General features: G+C 63.4%; 25 protein-coding genes. 14 read left to right on the top strand and 11 right to left on the bottom strand.

Annotation, left to right across the window (positions count from 1 at the left end; genetic code table 11):
• Positions 1-136: 136 nt before the first annotated feature.
• From ACFT1A_RS01185 to ACFT1A_RS01195, 3 genes are all read left to right on the top strand, one after another.
• On the top strand, positions 137-1,315 hold the full coding sequence (locus ACFT1A_RS01185; protein WP_378445506.1) for an acyltransferase family protein: 1,179 nt from the start codon (positions 137-139) through the stop codon (positions 1,313-1,315).
• Positions 1,254-1,967, top strand: coding sequence for a peptide-methionine (S)-S-oxide reductase MsrA (msrA, locus tag ACFT1A_RS01190; RefSeq protein WP_378445507.1), 714 nt, complete (start codon positions 1,254-1,256; stop codon positions 1,965-1,967). Before ACFT1A_RS01185 ends, msrA begins: the two co-directional genes overlap by 62 nt.
• A gap of 110 nt (positions 1,968-2,077) precedes the next feature.
• The gene (locus ACFT1A_RS01195) at positions 2,078-2,674 is read left to right on the top strand and encodes a hypothetical protein (protein ID WP_378445508.1); all 597 of its coding nucleotides are present in this window, start codon (positions 2,078-2,080) and stop codon (positions 2,672-2,674) included.
• Positions 2,675-2,704: 30 nt separating this feature from the next.
• Here ACFT1A_RS01195 and ACFT1A_RS01200 read toward each other — a convergent pair whose 3' ends face one another.
• Both ACFT1A_RS01200 and ACFT1A_RS01205 read right to left on the bottom strand, forming a co-directional pair.
• A complete protein-coding gene (locus tag ACFT1A_RS01200; protein WP_378445509.1) occupies positions 2,705-3,634 on the bottom strand; it encodes an LLM class F420-dependent oxidoreductase in 930 nt (309 codons plus the stop codon).
• 16 nt (positions 3,635-3,650) lie between these two features.
• A complete protein-coding gene (locus tag ACFT1A_RS01205) occupies positions 3,651-5,432 on the bottom strand; it encodes a hypothetical protein (RefSeq protein WP_378445510.1) in 1,782 nt (593 codons plus the stop codon).
• A gap of 416 nt (positions 5,433-5,848) precedes the next feature.
• On the opposite strand from ACFT1A_RS01205, the gene ACFT1A_RS01210 reads away from it, so the two are divergent.
• The 4 genes from ACFT1A_RS01210 to ACFT1A_RS01225 are packed head-to-tail and all read left to right on the top strand — an operon-like array spanning position 5,849 to position 9,403.
• Positions 5,849-6,844, top strand: a complete 996-nt coding sequence (locus tag ACFT1A_RS01210; RefSeq protein ID WP_378445511.1) for a DUF4328 domain-containing protein — start codon at positions 5,849-5,851, stop codon at positions 6,842-6,844.
• A complete protein-coding gene (locus tag ACFT1A_RS01215; RefSeq protein ID WP_378445512.1) occupies positions 6,841-7,605 on the top strand; it encodes a glycerophosphodiester phosphodiesterase in 765 nt (254 codons plus the stop codon). The genes ACFT1A_RS01210 and ACFT1A_RS01215 overlap by 4 nt, the downstream gene beginning before the upstream one ends.
• An 11-nt stretch (positions 7,606-7,616) precedes the next feature.
• Complete coding sequence (locus ACFT1A_RS01220) at positions 7,617-8,531, top strand: DUF5926 family protein (RefSeq protein ID WP_378445513.1); 915 nt, start codon at positions 7,617-7,619, stop codon at positions 8,529-8,531.
• 53 nt (positions 8,532-8,584) lie between these two features.
• Positions 8,585-9,403 (top strand): alpha/beta fold hydrolase, encoded by an 819-nt coding sequence (locus ACFT1A_RS01225; RefSeq protein ID WP_003944129.1) that lies wholly within the window; start codon positions 8,585-8,587, stop codon positions 9,401-9,403.
• Here the strand turns inward: ACFT1A_RS01225 and ACFT1A_RS01230 are convergent.
• Positions 9,400-9,945, bottom strand: a complete 546-nt coding sequence (locus ACFT1A_RS01230; protein WP_024487904.1) for a ferritin — start codon at positions 9,943-9,945, stop codon at positions 9,400-9,402. The two genes, ACFT1A_RS01225 and ACFT1A_RS01230, sit on opposite strands and share 4 nt — an antisense overlap.
• Positions 9,946-10,099: 154 nt before the next feature.
• A complete protein-coding gene (locus ACFT1A_RS01235) occupies positions 10,100-11,026 on the bottom strand; it encodes a cation diffusion facilitator family transporter (RefSeq protein WP_378445514.1) in 927 nt (308 codons plus the stop codon).
• 179 nt (positions 11,027-11,205) lie between these two features.
• Between ACFT1A_RS01235 and ACFT1A_RS01240 the strand changes: the two genes are divergently transcribed.
• From ACFT1A_RS01240 to ACFT1A_RS01250, 3 genes are read left to right on the top strand one after another with little or no spacing between them, the layout of a single operon-like run.
• Positions 11,206-11,835 carry a M23 family metallopeptidase gene (locus tag ACFT1A_RS01240; protein ID WP_378445766.1) on the top strand — a complete coding sequence of 210 codons (630 nt, stop codon included), beginning with the start codon at positions 11,206-11,208 and terminating at the stop codon, positions 11,833-11,835.
• Between the two features lie 28 nt (positions 11,836-11,863).
• Positions 11,864-12,223, top strand: coding sequence for a BlaI/MecI/CopY family transcriptional regulator (locus ACFT1A_RS01245; RefSeq protein ID WP_378445515.1), 360 nt, complete (start codon positions 11,864-11,866; stop codon positions 12,221-12,223).
• Positions 12,220-13,167, top strand: coding sequence for a M56 family metallopeptidase (locus tag ACFT1A_RS01250; protein WP_378445516.1), 948 nt, complete (start codon positions 12,220-12,222; stop codon positions 13,165-13,167). The genes ACFT1A_RS01245 and ACFT1A_RS01250 overlap by 4 nt, the downstream gene beginning before the upstream one ends.
• Here ACFT1A_RS01250 and ACFT1A_RS01255 read toward each other — a convergent pair whose 3' ends face one another.
• On the bottom strand, positions 13,168-13,812 hold the full coding sequence (locus ACFT1A_RS01255) for a DsbA family protein (RefSeq protein ID WP_378445517.1): 645 nt from the start codon (positions 13,810-13,812) through the stop codon (positions 13,168-13,170).
• 126 nt (positions 13,813-13,938) lie between these two features.
• On the opposite strand from ACFT1A_RS01255, the gene ACFT1A_RS01260 reads away from it, so the two are divergent.
• A complete protein-coding gene (locus tag ACFT1A_RS01260; protein ID WP_378445518.1) occupies positions 13,939-14,880 on the top strand; it encodes a cytochrome c oxidase assembly protein in 942 nt (313 codons plus the stop codon).
• Positions 14,881-14,891: 11 nt separating this feature from the next.
• Here ACFT1A_RS01260 and ACFT1A_RS01265 read toward each other — a convergent pair whose 3' ends face one another.
• From ACFT1A_RS01265 to ACFT1A_RS01285, 5 genes are all read right to left on the bottom strand, one after another.
• Positions 14,892-15,437, bottom strand: coding sequence for a ferritin (locus ACFT1A_RS01265; protein ID WP_378445519.1), 546 nt, complete (start codon positions 15,435-15,437; stop codon positions 14,892-14,894).
• Between the two features lie 121 nt (positions 15,438-15,558).
• The gene (locus ACFT1A_RS01270) at positions 15,559-15,945 is read right to left on the bottom strand and encodes a hypothetical protein (protein WP_378445520.1); all 387 of its coding nucleotides are present in this window, start codon (positions 15,943-15,945) and stop codon (positions 15,559-15,561) included.
• A 99-nt stretch (positions 15,946-16,044) separates the two neighbouring features.
• Positions 16,045-17,280 carry an LCP family protein gene (locus tag ACFT1A_RS01275; protein WP_378445521.1) on the bottom strand — a complete coding sequence of 412 codons (1,236 nt, stop codon included), beginning with the start codon at positions 17,278-17,280 and terminating at the stop codon, positions 16,045-16,047.
• Positions 17,281-17,440: 160 nt separating this feature from the next.
• Complete coding sequence (locus ACFT1A_RS01280; protein WP_378445522.1) at positions 17,441-18,262, bottom strand: CPBP family intramembrane glutamic endopeptidase; 822 nt, start codon at positions 18,260-18,262, stop codon at positions 17,441-17,443.
• Positions 18,263-18,272: 10 nt separating this feature from the next.
• Complete coding sequence (locus tag ACFT1A_RS01285; protein WP_003945406.1) at positions 18,273-19,052, bottom strand: DUF2470 domain-containing protein; 780 nt, start codon at positions 19,050-19,052, stop codon at positions 18,273-18,275.
• 139 nt (positions 19,053-19,191) lie between these two features.
• Here ACFT1A_RS01285 and ACFT1A_RS01290 point away from each other — a divergent pair, with 139 nt between their 5' ends.
• Genes ACFT1A_RS01290 through ACFT1A_RS01300 form a run of 3 tightly spaced genes read left to right on the top strand, consistent with a single transcriptional unit; the run spans position 19,192 to position 21,441 of the window.
• On the top strand, positions 19,192-19,830 hold the full coding sequence (locus tag ACFT1A_RS01290; RefSeq protein WP_378445523.1) for a hypothetical protein: 639 nt from the start codon (positions 19,192-19,194) through the stop codon (positions 19,828-19,830).
• Between the two features lie 31 nt (positions 19,831-19,861).
• Complete coding sequence (gene pheA, locus ACFT1A_RS01295; RefSeq protein WP_378445524.1) at positions 19,862-20,776, top strand: prephenate dehydratase; 915 nt, start codon at positions 19,862-19,864, stop codon at positions 20,774-20,776.
• Positions 20,773-21,441 carry a histidine phosphatase family protein gene (locus tag ACFT1A_RS01300; protein WP_378445525.1) on the top strand — a complete coding sequence of 223 codons (669 nt, stop codon included), beginning with the start codon at positions 20,773-20,775 and terminating at the stop codon, positions 21,439-21,441. Before pheA ends, ACFT1A_RS01300 begins: the two co-directional genes overlap by 4 nt.
• A gap of 9 nt (positions 21,442-21,450) precedes the next feature.
• On the opposite strand, the gene ACFT1A_RS01305 is transcribed toward ACFT1A_RS01300, so the two are convergent.
• Positions 21,451-23,553, bottom strand: coding sequence for an acyltransferase family protein (locus ACFT1A_RS01305; RefSeq protein ID WP_378445526.1), 2,103 nt, complete (start codon positions 23,551-23,553; stop codon positions 21,451-21,453).
• Positions 23,554-23,593 lie beyond the last annotated feature (40 nt).

Genomic DNA, 23,593 nt, shown 5'->3' on the forward strand with positions numbered 1-23,593 from the left:
ACACCGTCCGCAACAGTCCGGCTCAGGTAGCAATCACCAAAGAATAAAGTTTGGGTAACCGAACTTACCGTGATCTAAGGGTAAGCTAATATGCGCAAATTCGTCGTAAAGGTGAACGGAACCTTAAACTTGCGCGATGCCCGCACCAGTTTTCCTCCCGGAATCACCAGAGGCGGCCGCGCCTCGGGTGAATCTTCCGGGCGCTGACCTGCTGCGAGCCCTGGCGGTTGCCGCCGTGATCTACTCCCACATCTCTTTCTACGTCATCGACGATCTCGGCTCGGGTTGGTGGGTGATCGACGTCGTCTACGGCGTTTTGATCGAGCCGGCCGAACTCAACCAGCACCTCTCTTTTGTCGGCGTCGCAGTATTCATGATGCTTACCGGCGCATTGGTGACGCGGTCCGCGATTCGCGACGGCCCCGGAAAATTCTTGACCAACCGATTCAGTCGACTGCTGCCCGCATTCTGGGTGGCAACCGCGATTGCCATTCTTCTGGTCCGCCTCGGAATCAACGGAATGTTCAGCGGTCAGGAAGGTATTTCCGATACCGAAGCGTTGATGAGCTTTTTTCTCGGCGGATTCTTTCTCAAGCCCGAGGTGGCAGTTCTCGGAGTGACTTGGACGCTCACCGTCCAATTCCTCTTCTATCTCGCGTGCGTCGCCGCTCGTCCGATACTGCGGCTGCGACCGATCGTCATGCCGCTCGCCGGTGGTGCGCTGTGCTCACTGGTTCTGCTCTACAACGTCTACGCGCCGCTGCCGTACACCGTGCCGATGCTGTCCAAGATCGCCGCGACGCTGCCGGCCGTCTTCCTCGGCCAGATCATGTACCTCGCGTGGGCGAAGCTTGCTCCCGGCCGCTGGCTGATCGCGGCCGTCCTCATGCAGATGCACGTCATCATCGTGGCGACCCAGTTCCGCGTGTACTGGGCCGGCGAGCACTACCTGTGGACCATCTCGGTAGTCGCCGCAGCGGTTGTCCTCATCGGCCGCTACGACGGCGTCCCGACGCGCTGGTCGGTCGTGAAGTGGCTCTCGACGCGCAGTTACGTCATCTATCTCGTGCACACCCTGATCCTGTACCGCGTCGTCGAGAACACCGTGATGTACGTGGGACCGACGCTGGCCTTCGCACTGTTCCTTCTGGTCACGGCTGCGGTAGCAGAAATCGGCTATCGCTGGGTGGAGCTGCCCGGTGCCCGCGCGGTCACGGCGTGGCGAAACAGCCGCTCGCGCGTAGCATCGAAGCATGAGCTGGTACGACGACATTCTGGGACGAGCGTCCGCAAAATCCACGCTGATCGCGCCTGAGGACGCCCTCCCCGGGCGAGAGCAGAAAATGCCGGTACCTACCGCGCACTACGTCAACGGACATCCGTTGACGCCGCCGTTTCCGGCCGAAATGCAGACCGTCGTCGTAGGTATGGGTTGTTTCTGGGGCGCCGAGAAGGAGTTCTGGCAGCTTCCCGGTGTGTACACGACCGCTGCGGGTTACGCGGGCGGTTTCACTCCCAATCCGACATACGAAGAGACGTGCTCCGGACGTACCGGTCACACCGAAGTAGTGCTGGTCGTCTTCGATCCCGCAGTGATCTCCTACGAGCAGATCCTGGCGCACTTCTGGGAGAACCACGATCCGACGCAGGGGATGCGTCAGGGCAACGACCAGGGCTCGCAGTACCGTTCGGCGATCTTCACGACGTCCGCGCAACAGGAAGAAATCGCTCACGCGTCGGCCGTCGCTTTCGGCGAAAGGCTTGCCGAAGCGGGATACGGCGCGATCACCACCGAAATCGGTCCGCTGCGCGACTTCTTCTATGCGGAGGATTACCACCAGCAGTATTTGGCGAAGAATCCCGGCGGTTACTGCCCGGTGCATGCCACCGGCGTCAGTTGCCCGGTGGGATTACTCCGTCAGGATCAGGTTACGGCGCAGACGGACATCCTTCCGCCAAGCGAATAACGGACAGGTGTTGGAGGACACATGTGATTCAGCTCGTTAACACTTGCAACTAGATCGAAACAAAGGGAATCTCGAAGTACGAGTGTGTCGTCGAGAGAACTGAGTTCACAATGTCAGGTAGTACGCGAGGAACTGCGTCGCTGCTTCGACGCACCATTCACGTAGGCCACGATCCGATGGTTCGCCGCAGTGATCGGATCGAAGGGTTCATGTCCTTCGGTCTGATCATCTTCGCGATTTTGCTGCTGCCATTCGCAGTGTGGGCCGGCGCCGCGACGGCTTCGAGCCAGAACGCACTGATCGCCAAACAATCCTCGGAACTGCACAGCATTTCGGCGACGACAACGGCAGATTCGAAGCAAACCACCGTCTCCAGCGCCGATTACATTGCGCCGACGACGGATATGGCCAGCGCACAGTGGAATTGGAACGGTCAGGTTCACACAGGCGACATCACGGTCGATTCCGCGACGCCCGCCGGCACCGAGGTCGACATCTACGTCAACGATCACGGCGACAAGTCCGTAGCCCCGATCACTCAGAGCGCTGCCGACGTCGCAGCCGTGGTGACCGGGGTTTTCACCTGGTTCAGCGTGATGTCCTTGCTGGTCATCGCGTTCATGCTGGTGCGGGTGTTTCTCGACCGTTCGCGCTCGGCCCAGTGGGACCGGGACCTACGCGCGTTCCTCGACGCGAACGCGCTGTAGATCCCGGCCTTTTTCACTGCCGCCCACTCTTTACTGCAGTTGGGGCATGACCTCGCTTGCGACGAGTTCGAGATGATCCAGATCGGCCAGATCGAGAGTCTGCAGATACACACGCTGTGAACCGGCTTCGGCGAACGTCCCGATCTTGTCGACCAGTTCCGAAGGCGTTCCGGCCAGACCGTTCTCACGCAATTCGTCCACGTCTCGTCCGATCGCCTCGGCGCGTTTCTTGATCTCTGCCTCGTCGCGGCCGCAGCACAGGACGAGAGCGTTGGAGTACACCAATTCGTTCGGATCCCGCTCGATGTCGACGCAAGCCTGACGAACCCGTGCAAAGATGTCCTTCGTTTCTTCGAGGGACTTGAACGGGATGTTGAACTCGTTCGCGAACCGAGCGGCGAGTGCCGGAGTCTTCTTCTTGCCCGTGCCACCGATCAGGATCGGCGGGCCGTCGACCTGGTGCGGCTTGGGAAGCGCGGGAGAGTTCTTGATCTGCACGTGCTTACCGTCGTAGTCGAACGTGTCGCCGACCGGAGTACGCCACAGACCGGTCACCACGTCGAGAGTTTCCTCGAGCAGTTCGAAGCGATCCTTGAGCGCGGGGAACGGGATCCCGTACGCCTGGTGCTCTTCCTCGTACCAACCGGCACCGATGCCGAGGTCCACGCGGCCACCACTCATCTGATCGACCTGCGCGACCGAGATGGCCAGCGGGCCGGCGTGACGGAACGTAGCCGACGTCACGAGGGTGCCGAGGCGGATGGTGGACGTTTCGCGGGCGATACCGGCGAGTGTGATCCACGCGTCGGTAGGTCCGGGAAGGCCGTCGGTATTCATGGCGAGATAATGGTCCGAGCGGAAAAATGCGCCGTAGCCGAGTTTTTCGGCGGTCTGGGCAACAGTCAGTAGTTGTTCGTAGGTAGCGCCCTGCTGGGGTTCGGTGAATATACGCAGCTCCATGACTTCCACTCTGCCACTATTTTGCGGAGGTCGGGACGACGGCACCGACTTGTCCGCCGCCGAAACACAGGGTCAGTCCCGGCGTCGTCGGCGTGATTTTCACACTGTTTCCGTGGCCGACCAGGCGTACGAACGCTGAGTGCAAACCTTGCGTCACGGGTACTGATACGGCGTCGCCGGACTCCAACGCGACGTCGATCGTTCCGTCGGTACTCGCGAGGTAATTGAGCTGGACCGTCCATTCCCAGCCGGCCAGGGGGCCGTCGAGTGGGAGCTCGGTAGGGCCTTCGGAGCGGGTGCCGCAGTTCGGTGTCGCCGCTTCGGGAATCCTTCTCGTCCAGGTCACTTCGGCATCGACAATCTTTCCGCTGTCGTCGATCGTGCGCAGAATCGGAGTGCTGGAAGAGAATTCGGGTCGATCAGACAGCGGCGCGAGAACGTTGCTTGCCAAATTGTTCGGAAAGGCGACGGGAAGGAGTACCTGGATCGCGACGGGTTGCTCGAGCAGCGGCGCGTCCTGATTCTGGGACAACGACATTCGTGCGTTGGCGAGGTAGTCGCGAGTCGGGTTCTCGCGCCAGATGTCGACGAACGTGACAGTCGAGACGAGCGAACTGACAACGAAGAGCACTGACAGCCCGGCGGCGACTGCGACGGACATGCGGGCCGGACGTCGCCGAGGTGAGGCGAGAATCAGGGCGGCGGCGAGGGCGAACACCGTCGCCGAATCCGTGAAGTAGCGCAAGGTCTGCGCCAATTCGTAGGTGGTGTCGGCGTCCGATCGGGTCGCGGTCATCGCCACGACGGAGGCCAGGAAGTACAGCGCCGCGGCGGCCCAGATCCAGGCGGCGCCGCGTCTGGCACGCACTGTCATCACGACCGTCGTCAGTAATGCAGCCCACGCCGCGACCACCAATACCGTCGGCGGATCGGCCCACGCGGGGCTGGGGATCCACCGCTCCCAGTGCCAGGGACCGCCGAGAAGAGTGGGAAGCATCCCCAAGGACGTGCCGTGATGCAGCAGCTCGGTGGACATGGAACGGCCGTAGCCGGTGACCGGAGACTCGACGGTGGTCAGGTACACCGGAATCCAGATGGCGAGGACAGCGGCGCAGGCCGTCCACAGGAGTCGGCACTTCGTGATCGCACTCCGGATCGGCGTTCCTTCGCCTTGCGTGCGCAAGTACAGCACCAGAAAAGCGAGTGCCACGAACGGAACGAGCACTGCCTTCTCGAAGAACAGTAGGGAGACGACAAAAACTGCGGTGCCCGAGAACACGTAGCGCACATGCCCGGTGCGGTACAGCTTGATCGCGTCCCCGCACGCCCAGGCAAGTGCGATCTGTAGCGGCAAGGCATTGAGCGCGGCCGCCCACCACGAGAACGCCGGAAGTGTCAGCGGGACGAACAAATACAGGATCAGCGGAATCAACAGCACCGGTCGCCAGCCGAGGACCAACCGAAGAGTGCGGAGAAGCGCCAAGGACGCCACGGCCTGACCGATGACGAGCAGTGTCGCCGACAGTGCCCAGTTGTACGGCGCGATGCGGGCGATCAACCCGGTGAAGAAGAAGGCCGCGGGCATGAAGTGACCGTCGTGGTCATAGAGAAGGAGTTCGCTCGAGAACGGTGGGAAGCGTGCGCCTCGGCCCATCAGGATGAGGTCGTCCCAGTAGAAGTAGTTGCTCGCGGCAACCCAGGCGCGAATGACGAGCTGACATCCGATCAACACGAACGCGAGCTGCGTGACCCGTTTCGGGGTGAACGTCAGAATTGGCTCGGGCTGTGGAGAAGTCATCGACGATCATGCTTCCAGGTGTGTCAAAAACCGGCCTTCGACAGGAAAAGGGGATAACGGTCTTTTCTGTCCTTTCGGAGCAATTTCTGAATGGATTGTGAACTTTGCCGGGATAAATGACGCCGACGCCCAAAAGTTCACTGACCTGCGGTGTCAAATTCATCCTCGAGCCTGTGCATCGTTCGCTAACACCTGTCAGCAAATTCTCAGGGTCTTGCCCGTGACCTGTGGATAAAGCCCGATTCATTCATCCAGAACTGTGGATGAACCTGTGGAAACTGTGGATAACTCGAGTTTTTAAGTGGCGGAGGTCACATTATTCGAACAATGCAGGTGAAGGCGGTGGAGGTTCGATCACAAATCGGGAGTGAATCCATTTGCTGCCGTTACCGATACGGCGTGACAGAATCGAAGTTGTGAGTGTCGTTCAGGTCTGCGCCCGATGCGCCGCACGCTGGCCTGTCGTCGGTGGCCCGACGCAGTGGTGCCCGCGCTGCAGCGGGGTTCTCCTCATCCCCACCCGCACCGAGATCTACCAACCGCCCAACCGTCGAGGCTTCCGCTGGATCGCGCGCTCACCGTCCGACCCACGAGGCGTGGGGGACGCACCAGTGCGTCGGAGCTTCTCCACTCCGCGCTACGACGCGGTCCCGCAGTGGGGACTCCAGGACGTCGTCGACACCTCACCGGTACCGCCCTCGCGTGCGGACCGGATGGCCGATCGAGTCGGGCCGTTGCTGACGCTCGCGGCGATCCTCTACGGACTGGCGGTGTTCGCCGAACTGGGCAGATACGCGATCCTGGTCCGCAACCGCACCACGCTGATCCCGCAGCCGTTGCTCACGGTCTCCGACGCTGCCGTCTACTTCACTCAGTTGGGTGGACTGCTGGTCTCCGTCCTCGCTGCCGTCGCCGCCGTGTGCTGGCTGCTTCGTCGGCGTCGTGAACACTTCGCACGCGCCCGGGAATCCGATCCGCGTACCGCCTCGGAAGTGGTCGTCGGCTGCGCTGTGCCGATCCTCAACCTCGTGATGCCGGCCGTCTATCTCCTCGAGCTGGTTCGCCGTGATCCGCGCGGAACCCTGCTGGTCAAGATCTGGTGGGGCTTCTGGGGATTCAGCGCTCTGCTGCTGGTGGTCAACGCGTACTGGCGATCACGCCCAGGGATTCAGGCAATGGCCGACGGGGTTCTGCTGAACGCATTCATAGCGCTGATCGCTGCCGTCACCGCCGCGTTGACGCTCGTCGTGATCCGACGGATCGAGCGCAAGAGTTGGCGCGGCGAGCCCGAATCGGAAACCCGGTGGGTGCCGGTGCCACGCTCGGTGCTGGAAGAGAAGACGGTGCTGAAAGAGAAGACTGTGCTCGAAGAGAAGACGGTGTCGGAAGAGAAGGAAACCGCAGCCCTGTGAGCCCAGATCGCCGAGGTCCACTCGTCGTTGCGCACCGAGGTGCGTCGGCTGCGCGGCCGGAGCACACCCTCGCCGCCTACGAACTAGCTCTCGAAGAGGGTGCGGACGGGCTCGAATGCGACGTTCGGCTCACCCGCGACGGACACCTGGTCTGCGTTCACGACCGCAAGGTCGACCGCACCTCGAGCGGGACGGGGATCGTCAGCGAGATGACTCTCGATTCGCTGAACGCTCTGGACTACGGGTCGACGAGCGAACCGGCCGAACTGCTGACTCTCGCCGATCTCATCACCCTCGCCCTGGATTTTGCTCGCCCCGTGAAGCTGTTCATCGAGACCAAGCACCCCGTGCGCTTCGGCGGCCTGGTCGAAGCAAAACTTCTCGCGGAACTGCACCGCTTCGGGATCGCGTCGCCGCCGTCGGCCGATCACTCGCGCGCAGTGGTCATGTCTTTCTCGGCGAGTGCGGTGTGGCGAGTGCGCCGTTCGGCACCGCTGCTGCCGACGGTCCTGCTCGGTGACGCGTCGCGGTACCTCGGCGGCGGTGCGTCGACGGCTGTTGGCGCTACGGCGATCGGGCCGTCGATCAAGGCGCTGCGCGAACATCCCGATCTGGTCGATCGGGCTGCTGCGGCGGGCCGCGCGACGTACTGCTGGACCGTCGACGACAAGGCGGATGTGGACCTGTGTCGTGAGCTCGGGGTCAGTTGGGTTGCCACCAACCATCCCGGGCGCACGAAGCAATGGCTGGGCAGCGTGTAGATTTTGCCCTCGTGGCCAAGAAGAGCAAAAGAAACAGTGGACCGAAGCAGGGCAGCGCACGCGCAGAGAAGCTGGCGGCACGCCAAGCAGAGCGTGAAGCCGCTGCCGGCGTAGTCAGCCGCCCGTTCGAGGGCCTTGCCGCCGAGTGCGATCTGGTCGCGCTGCGTGAATTCGTTCCGTCCGCCACGGCTCCGTTGCCGGTCATCGGCTCCGACCGTCCCGTCACGTTGGCGACCGTCCTCCCCGGCGCTGTTGCCGCACTCGTCCGCGACGAGGGCGAGACGGCCACCGGATTTGTCGGTGTCCAGGTTCAGGCGCACTCGGCCGACCTCGGCGCAGACCTCGCCGCTTCGGTGAACTGGATCAAGGACGCGGCCCCCGGCGACGCGCTTTCTGCCGCGAACCCCGATTCCGACACCCCCGCGGTCACCGCTGTCGTCGATCCGTCGGCGCTGCTCGACATCACCGTGCACCAGAACTTCAACTGGTGGATTCCGGAAGGCGTCGAAACCGATCCCGAGGTTGCCGCCACCGTGCAGCACGCCAACTCGGCGATCATGCCTTCTGCACGCCTCGAAGGCGACGGCCTCGTTGCCGCGTGGTGGGTCGACGCCGGCGAGAAGGCGCACCTGCGTTGGGTTCGTCCCGAGAGCGAAGACGACCTGATGCTCGCGCTGGCGCGCGTGCACGCGACCGGTGGACTGCACCTGGGTGAGGGCTCGCGCTACGCAGGCTCGTTCCGCACCCACGGCCTGTTGGTTCCCGTCTTCGACCTCGACCGCGAAAAGCATGCAAACGAGTGGGTAGCGGCAACCGTCGAGCTCGGTGAGCGTCTTGCCGAGGCTCTGGCCGTCGATGCTCCGCTCACCTCGGCCGAGCTTCGCTCGCGCGACGGGCTTCGTGGTCGTCAGGTCACGCTGCGCTGATTTTTTCGCCCGAACTATAGGCGTTACGCAAAGTTACGGTTAATGTTGGCGACATGACCTTGTCGCATGACATCTCCGGTAGTGGTCCCACGCTTGTGCTCGTCCATGGCATCGTCCATCGACGGCAGGCGTGGGATTCGCTTTTGGACCAGCTGACGCCGTACCGCCGCGTCGTCACCGTCGACCTTCCGGGTCACGGAGAGTCACTGCTGCCCGAACTCGGTCCTGACGTCATGGGACAGCTGATCGACGATGTCAGTGAGTTCGTCAAGGAAGTGACTCCGGCAGGGGAGCGCGCCCACGTCGCCGGAAACTCGCTCGGCGGCTGGATTGCACTCTCGCTGGCGGCGCGCGGAGATGTCGCGTCGGCGACAGCTCTTTCGCCGGCCGGGTTCTTTGTCAATCACCTCGATCAGGTGCGAGCGATCAACACGTTCCGTGCACTGCGCGGCACGGCCAAGCTCATGGGCGACGGATTGCCACGCGCATTGCGGTACAAGCTGATTCGCTATCCGGCGCTCGCCGCGTTCTTCGCTCATCCGAGCCACGTCGGGTATGCGGCGGCGTTGGCCGACTGTCGTTCGCTCGTGTCCAACGAACTCGTCGATCTCGGTCTCGAGATGGACTTCGTGTTGCCGCCCATCGTGGATCCCACTGTGCCGGTGACGGTTGCGTGGGGTCGACGCGATCTCATCCTGCCCGTGTATCAGGCGCAGCGCGTGAAAAAGCCGTTCCCGCAGGCAAAGTTGATGGTTCTGCCCGGTCTGGGGCACGTGCCGATGACAGATGCCCCCGAGCTGATCAGTTCGATCCTGCTGGCAGGAAGCGAACCGTTCGGCTCGAGGGCAAAATCTGTGAGTGCTGCAGGCTAGATGGTTCCGCCCGCTGCGTTCGGTGCACCGGTGGTGTCACCGACGGTGCTCATCTCGCGGGAAACGAAGTCTTCGAGGTCGAACAGGTTGGCGCCTGCGCGATCTGCGATGGTGAGAAGTGTTGTCATGCTTGCCACTTCCTCGACCTGCTCCTTGAGGAACCACTGCATGAACTGCTCGCCGAGGTAGTCGCCTTCTTCGCGGGCAGTGCTCGCGAGCTGGACGATCTGCTCGGTGACCGTCTTCTCCTGCGTCAGCGCGAGAGCGATGGGCTCGCGGGCATCCTTGAAGTCGGCCTTCGCGGCGTCGACGCCGGTGAGTTCGACGTTGATGTCGCGATCGAGGAAGTACTGAACGATCATCATGGCGTGGTTACGCTCTTCCACAGCCTGCTTGTAGAAGTGCTTTGCCAGCTGTGGCAGATCCGCATTGTCGAAGTAAACCGCTGTCGCGATGTACTGATGCGAAGCGTTGAACTCGTTGCGAATCTGGTCTCGGAGTAGTGCGTGGAATTTGGTCATGTGAGTCTCCCCAGAAGTCATGAATTCCAAGATAGTGCAGGTCAGAGGCCCTGTCATCCCAGTCTGACCTTATTGTGGTAAGCGTTCCCAAACTAAAGAAGACCTAATTTTTCTTCGAATTCGGTGAGGTTATCGAGCCCGGTGAAATCGAATGTTTCATTTAGGAATGTCCATTTCACCAGGCGAGTTCCGCGCATTTGCCGTCACTTCCCTGTAGTTCCACCTGTACGGTGGCGTGCTCCAGTTCGAAGGCCTCGGCAAGCAAGGTTTGGGTGGCCGCGAGCACCGTTGTGGGATCGGCGTCACTGGCCGCGGTGACATGAACGGAAGCAACTTCCATCCCCGAGGTGAGCGTCCAGACGTGTAGATCATGCGCGTCGACGACGCCCGGGAGGGTGTTGATCTTCTCGATGATCGACGTCACGTCGATGCGATCGGGAGCCTGCTGGAGCAGGATGCGGACGGCATGGCGGCCCAGGTTGAAGGCGCGCGGCAAGACGAAAAGGCCGATGGCTACGCCGATGACGGGGTCGGCGTAACGCCAACCGAACGCGAGCGTGACCAAGCCGCTGACGAGGACGCCGATGGACCCGACCATGTCCGCCATGACTTCGAGGTAGGCGCCGCGGATGTTGATACTTTCCTTCGCGCCGCTGCGCAGCATCAGGAAGGCGATGACGTTCATCGCCAATCCGACGACGGCGACTATCGCGACGGGGAGGCCGGGAACCTCGGGCGGATCCGAGAATCGGCTGGCAGCCTCGTAGAGCACCCATCCGGCGACTGCGAAGAGCAGGATCGCATTGGCCAGTGCCGCAAACACTTCCGTGCGATACATGCCGAAAGTACGGTCGGGGCGCCGGGCGGCACGCTGTGCGACGAGGATCGCGGCGAGCGCCATGAAGATGCCGAAGATGTCGGTGAACACGTGCGCCGAGTCCGAGAGCAGTGCCAGCGACGAGGTGAAGAGTCCGACCGTCACCTGCAGTACGAACGTCACCAACCCGAGGCCGGCGGCGATCCACAGTTTGTTGACATGCTTGCCGCTGTTGCTGGTCGCAGCCTCGGCGGGGGAGATTCCGTGCCCGTGTCCGTGTGACATCGAAGATCCTTTCGTCGACGTCAGCCTAGACACATATGCATATATGCGCAATAGTGCATGTCTTAAAAACTATGCAACATAGTTGTAAGGTGGCGGCGTAGACCTTCATTTGTCACCGACGCGAGGACCGAGAAGTGGGACGACATCGAAAAGCCGAGCCGATCAGACCCGGCGGGCGCATAGCCGCGGTTTCCGTGGCGACGGGCGCAATCCTGGCGTCCGGCACTTCCATCGGGCACGCATCGCCGCCGCCGGTTGCAGTCGAGGATGCGGCGGCGGTGTCGGTGCCGGAGATCCTCGACCTTGTTCGTACGACGGATCTTGCCGGAATAGCCGAACAACTCGGCAAGACGCGACAACTAGAATCCGAGCGTGCGGCGCTGGCGTACGAGGCCGAGAAGCCACAGGTGATGGCCCCCGTCAGCGGGACGATGACGTCCAGCTTCGGTCCACGGTGGGGAACCACCCACTACGGTCTCGACATCGCGAACGCGATCGGAACGCCCATCGTGTCGGCGACCGACGGTGTTGTGCTCGAATCCGGTCCCGCCGCGGGATTCGGGCTCTGGGTCCGCATCCAGCAGGATGACGGGACCGTCGGCGTCTACGGACATATCAACGAGGCGCTCGTGGTTGCGGGTCAGAAGGTGCGGGCGGGTGAGCTGATCGCGACCGTCGGCAATCGTGGACAATCGACAGGACCACACTTGCACTACGAGGTGTGGCAATCTGACGGACAGAAGACCGATCCGCTCGCGTATCTGAATTCCCGGGGCGTGTCGTTCGGGGAGAAGACCACGGGCGACTGAAGTTCTGTCACGACGCGATGGAGGAGCAATGCAGGGGCTGGGCGGACTCGAAGCCGAGGTCATGGATGTGCTCTGGCAGTCCAACGACGCGCTCTCGGTCAAGGATCTGGTCGAGATCCTGGGCGAGCGTCGACAGCTCGCGTACACCACCATCCTGACCGTCGTGACGCATCTCTACGACAAGGGCTGGGTGAGTCGCGAGAAGAAGAGTCGCGCCTACTTCTATCGGCCGAGCCGCACCCGTGAAGAAGCCACCTCCAGGGCCCTGCGCGAATTGTTGGACAGCAGTTCCGATTCCGCTGCCGTGCTGTTGCACTTCGCCAAGACCATGACGGACGCCGAGAACGAGGCCCTGCGCCGAGGTCTTTCCGGGGAAGGTGCGCAATGACATTGGCGTTGCCGATGCTTCTCGGTGCGGTACTCGTTGGATTCTTGGTTCCGAGAGCGTTGCGAGCTGTTTCCTCGGCGTTGTCACCGGCGGTGCTCCTCGCGGCGTGGCTCGGCAGTATGGCGTCGGCTCTGTATCTCGCTCTCTCCGCGGTCTTGGTTCTGGTGTGGCCGAGCCACGCGCCGGTCGAGGGGCTGGTCGACGGTATCGCTCGGTGCTTCAGCGCCTTCGCGCACGGCACGAGTTCGTGGGTGGGTGAACTGATCACCGGTACAGCCGTTGCTGTGGTGGGTTTGATCGCCGTTCGGATCGTGTTGGCCGGCCGCAAACAAGCGCGTGAGCATGCGAGAGTCCGAGATTTCCATCGTGATGTTCTCTCGATCGTCGCGCGCCGCGACAACTCGGAGTCCGACGTGTTGTGGTTGGATCATCCGCTGCCGATGGCGTACAGCGTCGCCGGAAAGCCTGGATTTGTTGTTGCGACGCAAGGCTTGTCATCCGCTCTTACCGGAGGCGAGCGTGACGCGGTTCTCGCGCACGAGCGTGCGCACCTGAGCGGCGGTCATCACCGAATCGTCGGTGCGTGCGAAGTCTTGGCCGCTGTTCTGCCGCGAGTGCCGTTGTTCGCGGCGGCACCTGCTGCCGTCGGCGCGATCGTGGAACTGTCAGCGGACCGGCACGCCGCTCGCGTCACCAGCCCGGCTGCGGTGCGTTCCGCTCTTGCCGTGGTGTCGAAATCGCCGCTTCCTCAGCCGGACTGGAGCTTGGGCGATCGCGGCGGCGCGACCGCTGTGCGATTGCGTTCCCTGGTGGACGGCGACGTGGCGTCGCCTCGGCGACTGACCTGCGCGGTGGCGGCCTGTGTGCCGGCGGCTGTCACGACGGCCGTTGCCGCAGCCGTGACGGTAGCCGTCTCCGCGGGTATCTGCGCTGTTCTGACCTGATCATTCTCCCAAGGCCGAGTCGATCTGGGCTTTCAGATCTTCGTAGGTCGGCATCGGGGCCAGTTTCACATCGTTCAGAAAGAGGGTCGGCGTGCCCTGGACGCCCAGGCGTCGACCTTCTTCGAAGTCGCGCTCGACCCGCTCGCGGACGCCGCGGCTGCTGAGGTCGGAGTCGAATCGGGTCATGTCCAGGCCGAGATCTTGTGCGTAGGAGCGGAACAACGCCTCCTGCGATTCGGCAGATTCACCCCACTGTGACTGAGTCTCGTACATCCGTTGATACATCTCGACGAACTTGCCCTGGCGAGATGCGGATTCGACGACCTGCGCCGCGAGAGCGCTGTTGGTGTGACTCGGAATCGGAAAGTATCTGATGCCGAATGTGATTCGATCCTCGTACTCGGCTCTGATTCGCTCCATCGTCGGGTACAGCGCGCGGCAGGCCTCGCATTCGAAGTCGAGGAACTCGACCAGGTTCACCTTGCCGTCGGCGGCCGAGGTCAATCGGTACGCGTCGTCGGTGAGGACGGCGGTGGATTGTGCTGCCCGATCGGTGCTCTCGTTGTCCGCCCGGATCGGATCGATGGTGATGAACGTGATCAGTGCTACCGCGAACACCGCGATCAGGGCGGCGGATATCTTCATGCTTCTGGACACTGCTGTGCACCTGGACCTTTCGTCGAATTCCTAAATACTATCCAACATAGTAGTTAGGTGTAGAGTCGACGGTACCCGCATGGAGACGAAGGAGGACCTGCCGGTGAAGCGTTCGTGAACGACACGCCGCCGCCGTCGATCGGGCAGATGCTGGAGTGGGATACTTCGTCCCTCCCGCTTCTTCCTGCGCTGGGAGTTGTTCTTGCACTCTGGTATTGGACTGGCGCTCAGCGAGTTCGCGCGAGTGGGAGACCGTGGCCGTGGCATCGGACAGCGTTTTTCCTGGGTGGGTGCCTGCTGCTGATCGCGGTAACCGGACTGAAGGTCGAGAGCTACGGCTACGAACTCTTCAGTGTCTGGATGTTCCAACACCTGACGCTCTCGATGGCGATCCCGCCGCTCTGGGTACTGGGCTCGCCGGGACTGCTGCTACTGCGTTCGACGCCGCACCGAGGGATGGGGAGAGGCATTCTCGCGCTTGCCCTCTCGGCATTGCGTAGCCCGCCGGCGCGATGGGTGTTGCACCCCGGTTTCACGATCCCGGTATTTCTGTTCAGTTACTACGGGATCTATCTGTCGCCGATCTTCGACACCGTCTCGGCGTTACCGGCCGGACACGTCTCGCTCGAGATCTTCTTTCTCGCCAGCGGTCTGCTCTTCATCATGCCGGTGCTCGCGACCGGCCCACTCCCGGTGCGGCAGAGCTACCTCGGGCGCTGTTTCGACCTGTTCGTGGAGATGCCTCTGCACGTGTTCATCGGCGTCGTACTCATGATGGCCACAAAGCCGCTGCTGACCAAGTTCGTGGATCCGCCTCCGGAGTGGGGCGTGGACGTCATGCAGGATCAGCAGCTGGCGGGCGCCCTCGCGTGGTCGTACGGAGAGCCCGTCGCGCTGGTGGTGGTCGTGATCTTCGCGATGCGCTGGAACCGGGACGACAAACGGATGAATGCCGCCCTGGACCGTCGCGCCGAGATCGACGGCGACAGTGATCTGGAGGCGTACAACAACTTCCTCAGATCACTGAGCGCCGCCGAGCGGCCTGAGACTCGGTAGGCCGGTGGCCCTCAGACGCCGCCGCCGGCGGGCGTCGGCGCCATTGCGTCGGCAGCGGCCGGGGTGTTCATCTCGCGTGCGACAAATGTTTCGAGGTGGAACAGGTTGTCGCCGGCGCGGTCGACGATGGTGAGAAGTGTTGTCATGCTTGCCACTTCCTCGACCTGTTCCTTGAGGAACCACTGCATGAACTGCTCGCCCAGGTAGTCGCCGGTATCGCGAGCTGTACGTGCCAGCTGCGTCACCTGCTCGGTGACCGTCTTCTCCTGCTCGAGTGCCAATTCGACCGGAGCCCGGACGCTGTCGAACTTCGTCACGACGTCGTCGATGCCGGGTACGTCCACGTCGAGGTCGTTGTCGAGCAGGTACTGGATCATCATCATCGCGTGACCGCGTTCCTCGGTGGCCTGGCTGTAGAAGCGCGCGGCCATCTGCGGAAGATCGTGTGCATCGAAGTACACCGCTACCGCGATGTACTGCTGCGATGCAGTGAACTCGTTACGGATCTGCTGACGCAGCAGAGTGGTGAATTCGCTCGAGTTCTTCGCCTGTGTCATCCCAACAGGTTACTGGGTCGTCGCCGCTGAGAGGGAGCTACTTCTTGTCGAGCTGATCGATGATGAAGCCGACAGTTTCCGGTCGGTACCCGTAGACGAACGAGTCCTTTTCGCCGACGTATCAGTCGCCGCACTGGAACGAGCTGCTCTTTTCGATCCCCGCCGGCCACCACTGAGCGGACAGGGAGGCCGGGCGCGTTTCGGCAGTGGGAAGTGCAGTACAGATGGTGTGATCGATCTCCGCGACGTTCGCTTTCATTCGCAGGATGCGTTCGTTGCCGGTGGTGCGGATGACCTCGTCGATACCCGTCGCGCCGGCGGGAACCCAACTCGGCAGTGTGTCGATTCCGTTGGATGCTTGTGCAAAAGAGAAGGTTTCGGTTTTCTTGTACGCCTTGGAGTCGTCGAACTTCTCGAAGGTTCCGGAGCAGGACGTCACGAGTGCAGCAGCTCCGACGGCGGCGGCAACGACGGCGAGAGTGCGGAATCGGCGGTGTGTTGTGTTCATACCTTCACGGTATTTTTCGGCGGGCCGTTCCGCGTCCTGCCGGAAAGCGATTTGTTCGCCGGGCTTGTCCTCCCGCGGTACTACCGGAACTCAGGGCGATTACCCCGTGGTGATCAGATCCTGTGGAATCTGCTGATCGTTGGCCAGAGCGTCGAAGAACTGCGAAGCGCGCGCCTTGTCCCACAACAACACGTTGCCCGACCCGTCCACGTCCTCGAAACCGGCGACCGGAACCGTCGTGGTGGTCATTCCGCCGCGAAGCGCCCAGGCGAGTGAGGCCAGATTCCAGATGTGATCGCCTTCGTCGACCTGTAGAGACTTGGCGGTATCGGAGACAAGTGGCCACAACCGGAACGGATTGAGGAACGTGGTCGGACTCGTCGCCTTCGACAGCAACGCCGACATGAACTGGCGCTGGTTGTTCATGCGGTCGAGGTCGGCGAGCGCCGTCGCGCGAGTTCGCACGAACCCGAGTGCGTCCGAACCCTTCAAATCCTGGCATCCGGCGGGGAGGTTGATCCCGGCCAGCGGATCGTCGATCGGCTGTGCCAGGCACACGTTGACGCCACCGACGGCGTCGACGATGCCGGCGAACCCGCTGAATCCGATCTCGGCGTAGTGGTCGATGCGAAGCCCCGTTGCCTCTTCGACGGTCTGCACGAGCAATGGAGCGCCACCGAAGGCGAAGGCGGCGTTGATCTTGTCCGAGCCGTAGCCGGGGATCGGAACGTACGAGTCGCGCGGGATGCTGACCATCGTCGTCTTCCCGCTCTTGGGGACATGGACCAAGATCACCGTGTCAGTGCGCTTGGGTCCGGTGTCGCCGCCCGTCGCAAGGGCTTGCTCCTGCTCGGGGGTGAGCCCCTCACGACTGTCGGAGCCGACGATCAGCCAGTTCGTTCCCGGAGTATCTGCGACGCGTCCTGCGTAGTCGGGCAGCGCGTCGATTCGATTGAGCGAACTGTCGACGTAATAGAGCGCACCGGCCAATGCGAGCAGCAACACCAACAACGTGATGCCGATACGTTTACCCCAGCTACGACGCTTACGTGGGCGTCGCTGCTTCGGTGGTTCAGGAGGGCGCGGCGGGGCGTTCGGCGGGGTTCGGCGCGGCGGAGCGGGCGCGTACTTGGCCTGGCGCTGCGGATCCTGACGCTGCCCACCCTGACGGCGGGGGTCGTCCTGGAACGGCTGCGGGCGCTGGGTCGGTGCCCAGTCCTCGCGCCTGGGTTGCTGCGGCGCTTGTTGTGGGGCCTGTGACCAGGCCTGATTGGCCGGATTCTGCTGCGGCGGGCGTCCGTCGCGGCGAATGACTGTCGGGCCTTCCGGCGGCATCGGTGGACGCCGCTGCGGGGGTGGGCCCTGACGGGGTGGATTCTGGCGTGGAGGGTTCTGCCTCGGAGGCATCGGTCCACGCGGAGGTGGCCCTGGCGGCTGGCGCCGCGGAGGGCGCTGAGGATATTCGGAGTCGCCGGTCACCAGTTCACGGTACCGGTCACGGCAGCCAGGAGACGTGATCGCGCAGGAGGGCGTAACCGATGAACGCCACCATGTCGATGAGAGCGTGGGCGATGACCAGTGGCCAGAGTTTCCCGGTGCGCTGCCAGTACCGGCCGAACACGAGCCCCATGATCACGTTTCCGACGCCGCCGCCGAACCCCTGATAGAGGTGGTAACTGCCGCGCAGAAGTGACGATGCGAGCAGCGATTTGTTCTCGCTCCAGCCCAGCGTTCGGAGGCGAGTGATCAGGTAGGCGACGACCAGTACCTCTTCGGCGCCGGAGTTCGCGATTGCGGACAGAACGAGGATCGGCACCCGCCACCAGTGGTCGTCGAGCGCGCTGGCCTGGACGGTGAGGTTGACGCTGAGCGCCTGAGCCACGAGGTAGAACAGCAGGCCGGGGAGACCGATCACGGCGGCCAAGCCGAAACCCGGGGCTATGTCGCGCCCGAATCGAGGTTTGGGAGTCAGCCCCGCAGCACGCGGACCGATCCCCGAACGCCACAGCAGATAGAGCCCAAGCGCTGCCCACGCGAGAAGCTTTGCGACGCCCAGTAATTGGCGCGCCAGGTCGATCCAGTCGATGGCGGCCCGCGAGGGATTGAGCGCAACCGTCTGATCCGAGAGCGCAACCGGCGTCGCCAAGGATTCGGCGAGCGAAAGGATCCCGGACAATCCGCTGAGTCCGAAGGTGACCAGCAGGACGATCGTGATCTCGATCCAGACTCCGCGTCTGGCGGCCGGATCGAGCGCCGGGCCGGCCGGGACGGGAGACGGCGGCCGTAACCACGTGCGGACGGTTTCGCGGGCATTCACCCGCGCAACGCTAGCCGTTCGATGCGCCGCCCGATCGGAGGCCGTTGAGGAAAGGGCACCCGACCAGCATGCGGATGGCGCGGCTCAGCGCGGGAGCGTCGTCGACGGGGTTGGCGAACGGCATCCACACGTCGCGGTCACCGGTGTGATCCTCGACCCGCAGGCGCAGGCCGTAGCGGTCGATGCCGAGTGGCCGAACGCGTCCGGTGCGCATGTACGGGGGAAGCTTGCGCACGAGCAGGTCCACGAGGTCGCGGTGGTCTTCGTCGAGATGCTGCAGCCACGCCGTTTCCATTTCCCAGAAGGGATCGGGGCTGGCGTTCAGCAGTTCGTCCACGGCGACGGGTTCTGCTCCCGTCGAATCAGCGACTACAGCCGAGGCCAGGCTCAAACGAAGAAGGACCGAGGTGTGGCCGATGTCGAGAAGTCCCGGGTGGGGATGTTCGGATGCGACGTCGTCGGCGAGAACGCGTGCCTCGTAGTCGGGCACCGCGTGCAAGGAGCCGCGAAGCCACACGAGGGAGCGCACCGGCTCGCGCAGTCGCAGTGGTGCGTGATCGGTGATCTCGAGGACGGCGGGCAAGCCACCGCCGCCGGAGTTCCAGGCCAGAGCCGCAGCTGCGGAGGCATGTGGGACTGCAACGACGACGTCACCGTTCGAACGCAGGTGATGCACCGACGTGACGGTGGGATCGCTGCCTTCGATGGCGAGAACTGCGTCCTGTGCGCGCACACAGGCGCTGCGGACGCGTTCGGCGGTGGACGGGCCGGTGCTGGTCTTCGTTGCCATGCTGCCCCCTTGGCGGGTGTTCTCTCGAACTCCATCGGATGATGAGGTAACCCTAACCTAAGGTGCTCCGGTGTGAATCGCAAGACTTTTACGCAACTCGCGTGGAATCCGTCGACTTCGCCGGGGTTACGGTTTGTCCGTGGCCATTCCTCTCTCACTCGGGCTGCCCGCCCCGAGAAACTCGCGCGGACTCCTCGAAGCACTCTTTCTCCCGGTCGTTCCGGCGTCCGCCCTGATCGGCGCCGAAGCCGCGGGCCGGGTGGTCGTCCGTCTCGACATCGATCCCGAGAAACTACGTGCGGACACCGGTGCGTCGTACGAGGCCGTGCGTTTCGACCTCGACGTCACCACCGACCAGATCGACGACGCGATCGCGCTGCGTCTGCCCGCTCCGCTCGCGGTGTACGTCGACGGCGGTGAAGAGGAACTGACGCCTGCCGAAGCGGCACTGCGACTGTGCGAAGGTGGCCGGATTCCCGGACTCGCCGCCGGTCGGACTCCCACCGAAGTGGCCGATTTCCTGGCGGTACTCGCGCACGAGTCCGTCGGTTTCGTAGCCCGTGCAGCCGACGCCGACGAGGTGATCGCCCTGCTGTGTGGCACCGTCGCCGCACTGCGTGGTGATGACGTTCGCGCCGCGATAGTCGATCCGAAGCCGGAAAAACTCACTGCTCTGATCCCGGAAGCCGCGTCCGCGATGCGCGAGGTGCTGCTCGCGATCGAGGTTGCGGATCCGCAGGCGGTGGAAACCGCTCTGCGTGCCGCGGGTTTGCAGTGACCGGCGCGGGTCGGTGCGTAATCTCGTAGGCGTGCCAAGAATCGCGTATTTCGGTCCGTCGGGAACCTTCACGGAGATAGCTCTCGCCCAGTTGGAGGCTGAGGGCGCGTTCGGCGAAACCGTCGAGCGAGTACCGGCAGGAAGTCCGCCGGCGACGCTCGACATGGTTCGCGAGGGTTCGGTCGACGGGGCCGTGGTTCCCTTCGAGAACTCGGTGGAAGGCGGCGTAGCGCCGACGCTCGATTCGCTGGCCCTCGGTTCGCCGCTGCAGATCGTGGCCGAAACCGATCTGGACGTGAGCTTCTCCATCCTGGTTCGGGCCGGGACTACCGCAGATCAGGTCCGCACGATCGGGGCCTACCCACATGCGGGCGCACAGGTCCGCGGATGGATCGCCGAGAACCTTCCACAAGCCGAGGTAGTGCTGGCCTCGTCCAATGCCGGTGCGGCCCTGGATGTGCAGGCCGGAACCGTCGACGCCGGTGTGTCCACGGCGCTGGCCGGTCAGATGCTCGAACTCGACAGCCTCGCGGACAACGTCGCCGATGTGGGCGGTGCCCGCACACGCTTCGTGCTGGTCACCAAGCCGGCCCCGGTTCCGTCGCGGACCGGTGCCGATCGCACCGCGCTGGTGCTTCACCTCGACAACGCTCCGGGCTCCCTGGTACGTGCACTCTCCGAATTCGCAGCTCGCGGTATCGATCTGACTCGGATCGAATCGCGGCCGATGCGAACGGAATTGGGTACTTATCGCTTCTTCGTGGACTGTGTCGGGCACATCGAGGACTCGTTGGTGGCCGAAGCGATGCGTGCACTGCATCGCAAATCCGGAGTCCGCTTCCTCGGATCGTGGGCAACAGCGAATTCGACCGGGCCACAACCACCTTCGGACGAAGAAGCAATCAACTGGATCGACGAGCTCAAGCGGGGAGAGGGAGAACGATGACCGGAAGGCTCATCCTCGTTCGGCACGGTCAGACGGAGGCGAATGTCGCCAAGCGTCTCGACACCGCCTTGCCTGGAGCAAAACTCACGCCGGCAGGGTTGGCGCAGGCCGAAACGTTGGGCATCGGCCTCGCCTCGGCCCCGCCCCTCGCACTTGTGTCGTCGTTGGCGTTGCGTGCACGGCAGACAGCAGGTTTCGTGGAGCAGGCGGCCGGCGTCTCCCTGGATGTGCGGGACGGACTGCACGAGGTGCAGGCCGGGGATCTCGAGGATCGCACCGACGAAGCAGCGCACCGACTGTTCATGGAGACGTTCCATCACTGGCACACCGGGAACCTCGGCGCCCGCATTCCCGGCGGCGAAACGGGATACGACGTGCTGGAACGGTACGTCCCCGTGGTCAACGCGTTGCGGGAAGAATTTCTCGAAGGCTCACGCGACGGCGGAGACATCGTCGTGGTCAGTCATGGTGCGGCGATCCGTCTTGTCGCCGCCCAACTGGCCGGTGTCCCCGGTCTGTTCGCCGCCAACAACCACCTGGCCAACACCGAGACCGTCGAACTGTTGCCCTCGGCCGACGGCGGCTGGGAGTGCCTGCGCTGGGGAGCTGTGAATCCGCCGTTCGAGCATCGGCTCATCCCCGGTGCCGACGACGTGATGGGCTGACCGCCTGCTTCACCACCAGCCGGTCTGGACGCTCAGTTGGCGCCCGAGTTCGGCGGACAGGGTGCTCACGTAACTGGCGGTCAGGTGGTGGGAATCGTGATACATCAACACATTTCCCTCCACGACGCGGCACAACTCCGGTCCGCACACGCCGTCGCTGAGGTCGAGTAGCCGGACGTTGGTCAGATCGACAATTGCCGACGGCGCCGGATTGACGTCGCTGAGCATCTCCGACCGTGGCATCGCGCAGTGATCGGGTGACGTGGTGGTCGCCAGACAGTCGATCGCGCGGTAGGCGACGCCGTCGTGATGCAACCACGGGGTATCGCGAATGGCGAGCACGTCGATACCGTCGCGCCCCAGTTCCTCCCACACGTGCACGTACGAGTCCGGCGTCACGTCGCCGGGACCGTCGGAACTCGGCCTGGTTGCCGTCGTGAACACGAAATCGGGTGAGGCGTCGGCCAACTCGGTCAGCACTCCACGCGACCAGTCGACGCAATCCGGGTAGTCGTTGTCCGACAACGTCTGCATGGAGTCGATCGTGAGCGGGCAGCCCATCTTCAGATACGTGTCGACGCGGAACCCGTGGCTCTTGCCGAGTTCGTCGAGCGCAGTGAGCCAGTGTTCGGAGTGCGAACCGCCTGCGAGAGCGATGGTTCTGTCGGCATCGGCGTCGCCGTAGGTGCAGTGGACGACGTCCCGCTCGAGAAAATCGGCGATACAACCGTCGAGCGTGCTGGCCGGAAGGTCCAGCGGCGCATCGAAGATCGAGGGAACCATCGACGCCTTCGGTACATCGGCACCGTCCGTGAGTGCGAGTGCGCCGGGATGGGTAGGGAGGTCGAGGGTGTCGACCGCCCGTTGGCCAGTCGTCTGGCTGCTCGCGTACGACTGCCAAGCGACCGAAGCGGCGAGGACCACGGCAGCGGTGATGACACAAGCCAGAACGGTCAATCGGCGCGAGCGGCCTCCGCGCTCCACCGGAACCTCGACCAGGCGCCGGAGTGCGAGCGCCCCGGCGACGGAGAGGGCGATGATCAGTGCCCCGCCGAGCGGGCCGGCTTCGGGGCGTCCGGTGATCACGAGTGCAAACACCAGGATGGGCCAGTGAATCAGGTACAGCGCGAACGCGAACGAGCCGAGCCACGTCAGAGCCGGATGGGCGAGCGTCCGCGACGTCCAGGGTGCGTCGTCGCCGACTCCGGACAGGATCAGCGCAAGAGTTGCCAGCACCGGTACCAGCGCCCACGGGCCGGGAAACTGCGCCGCGCCGTCGAGAACGACGCCGCACAACAGGATCGACGAAAGACCCGCCCAACCGATCGTTGCCCGGATCGAGAACGGCAACGACGCGATCTGCCGACTGCGGGTGCTGGTCATCAGAACCGCGAGCAGCCCACCGAGAGCCAATTCCCACAACCTGGCACCGGAGTCGTAGTACGCCCAAGCTTGATGGCGTGACGATTTGGCGAGCGCGTAGAGGAAAGATCCGGCGGCCAGAACGAAGAGGGTGACCGCGAGCGAGGGTCGAAAGTAGTTCGGTTTCACGCGCGAAGCCAGGTAGGCGATCACCGAGACGAGTGCAATGGCCAGGAGATAGAACTGACCTTGCACGGCCATCGACCAGAGATGCTGCAGGGGAGTGACCGAACCATCGGCGGCCAGGTAATCGCTTGCGGTGCTGGCGAGCTGCCAGTTCTGGAAGAAGCCGAGCACTGCGATCAGTTGATCACCCAGATCTGCCCAGCGCGTCCGCGGCAACAGCAGCGCGGTGCCGATCGCAGTCAAGACGCTGACCACCGCGATCAGAGGGAACAGCCGCAGAAACACTCGCCGAAGTGCTGGGAGCGGGTTCGACGAGCCCCCGGATTCGGCGCGTCGAACCAGTGAGCCGACGAAGAAGTACCCGGACAGAACCAGGAAGACATCCACCCCGCCCGACACCCGTCCGAACCACACGTGGAACACGACCACCAAACCGATGGCAAGGCCACGCAGGCCGTTGAGATCTTGTCGGTGAGGTGTTGTTGCCCGTTCTTCGGTCGGCCGATCGATCGTGCCGACCGAGCCTTGTTCGCCCGGTGACGACGGTTGACGCGAGAACTGCATGCTGAAGTAAGGCTCCGGGCGTTGAAGGGACGCCCCGAGG

Source organism: Rhodococcus sp. NPDC057135 (assembly GCF_042670865.1).
Classification (GTDB): domain Bacteria; phylum Actinomycetota; class Actinomycetes; order Mycobacteriales; family Mycobacteriaceae; genus Rhodococcus_F.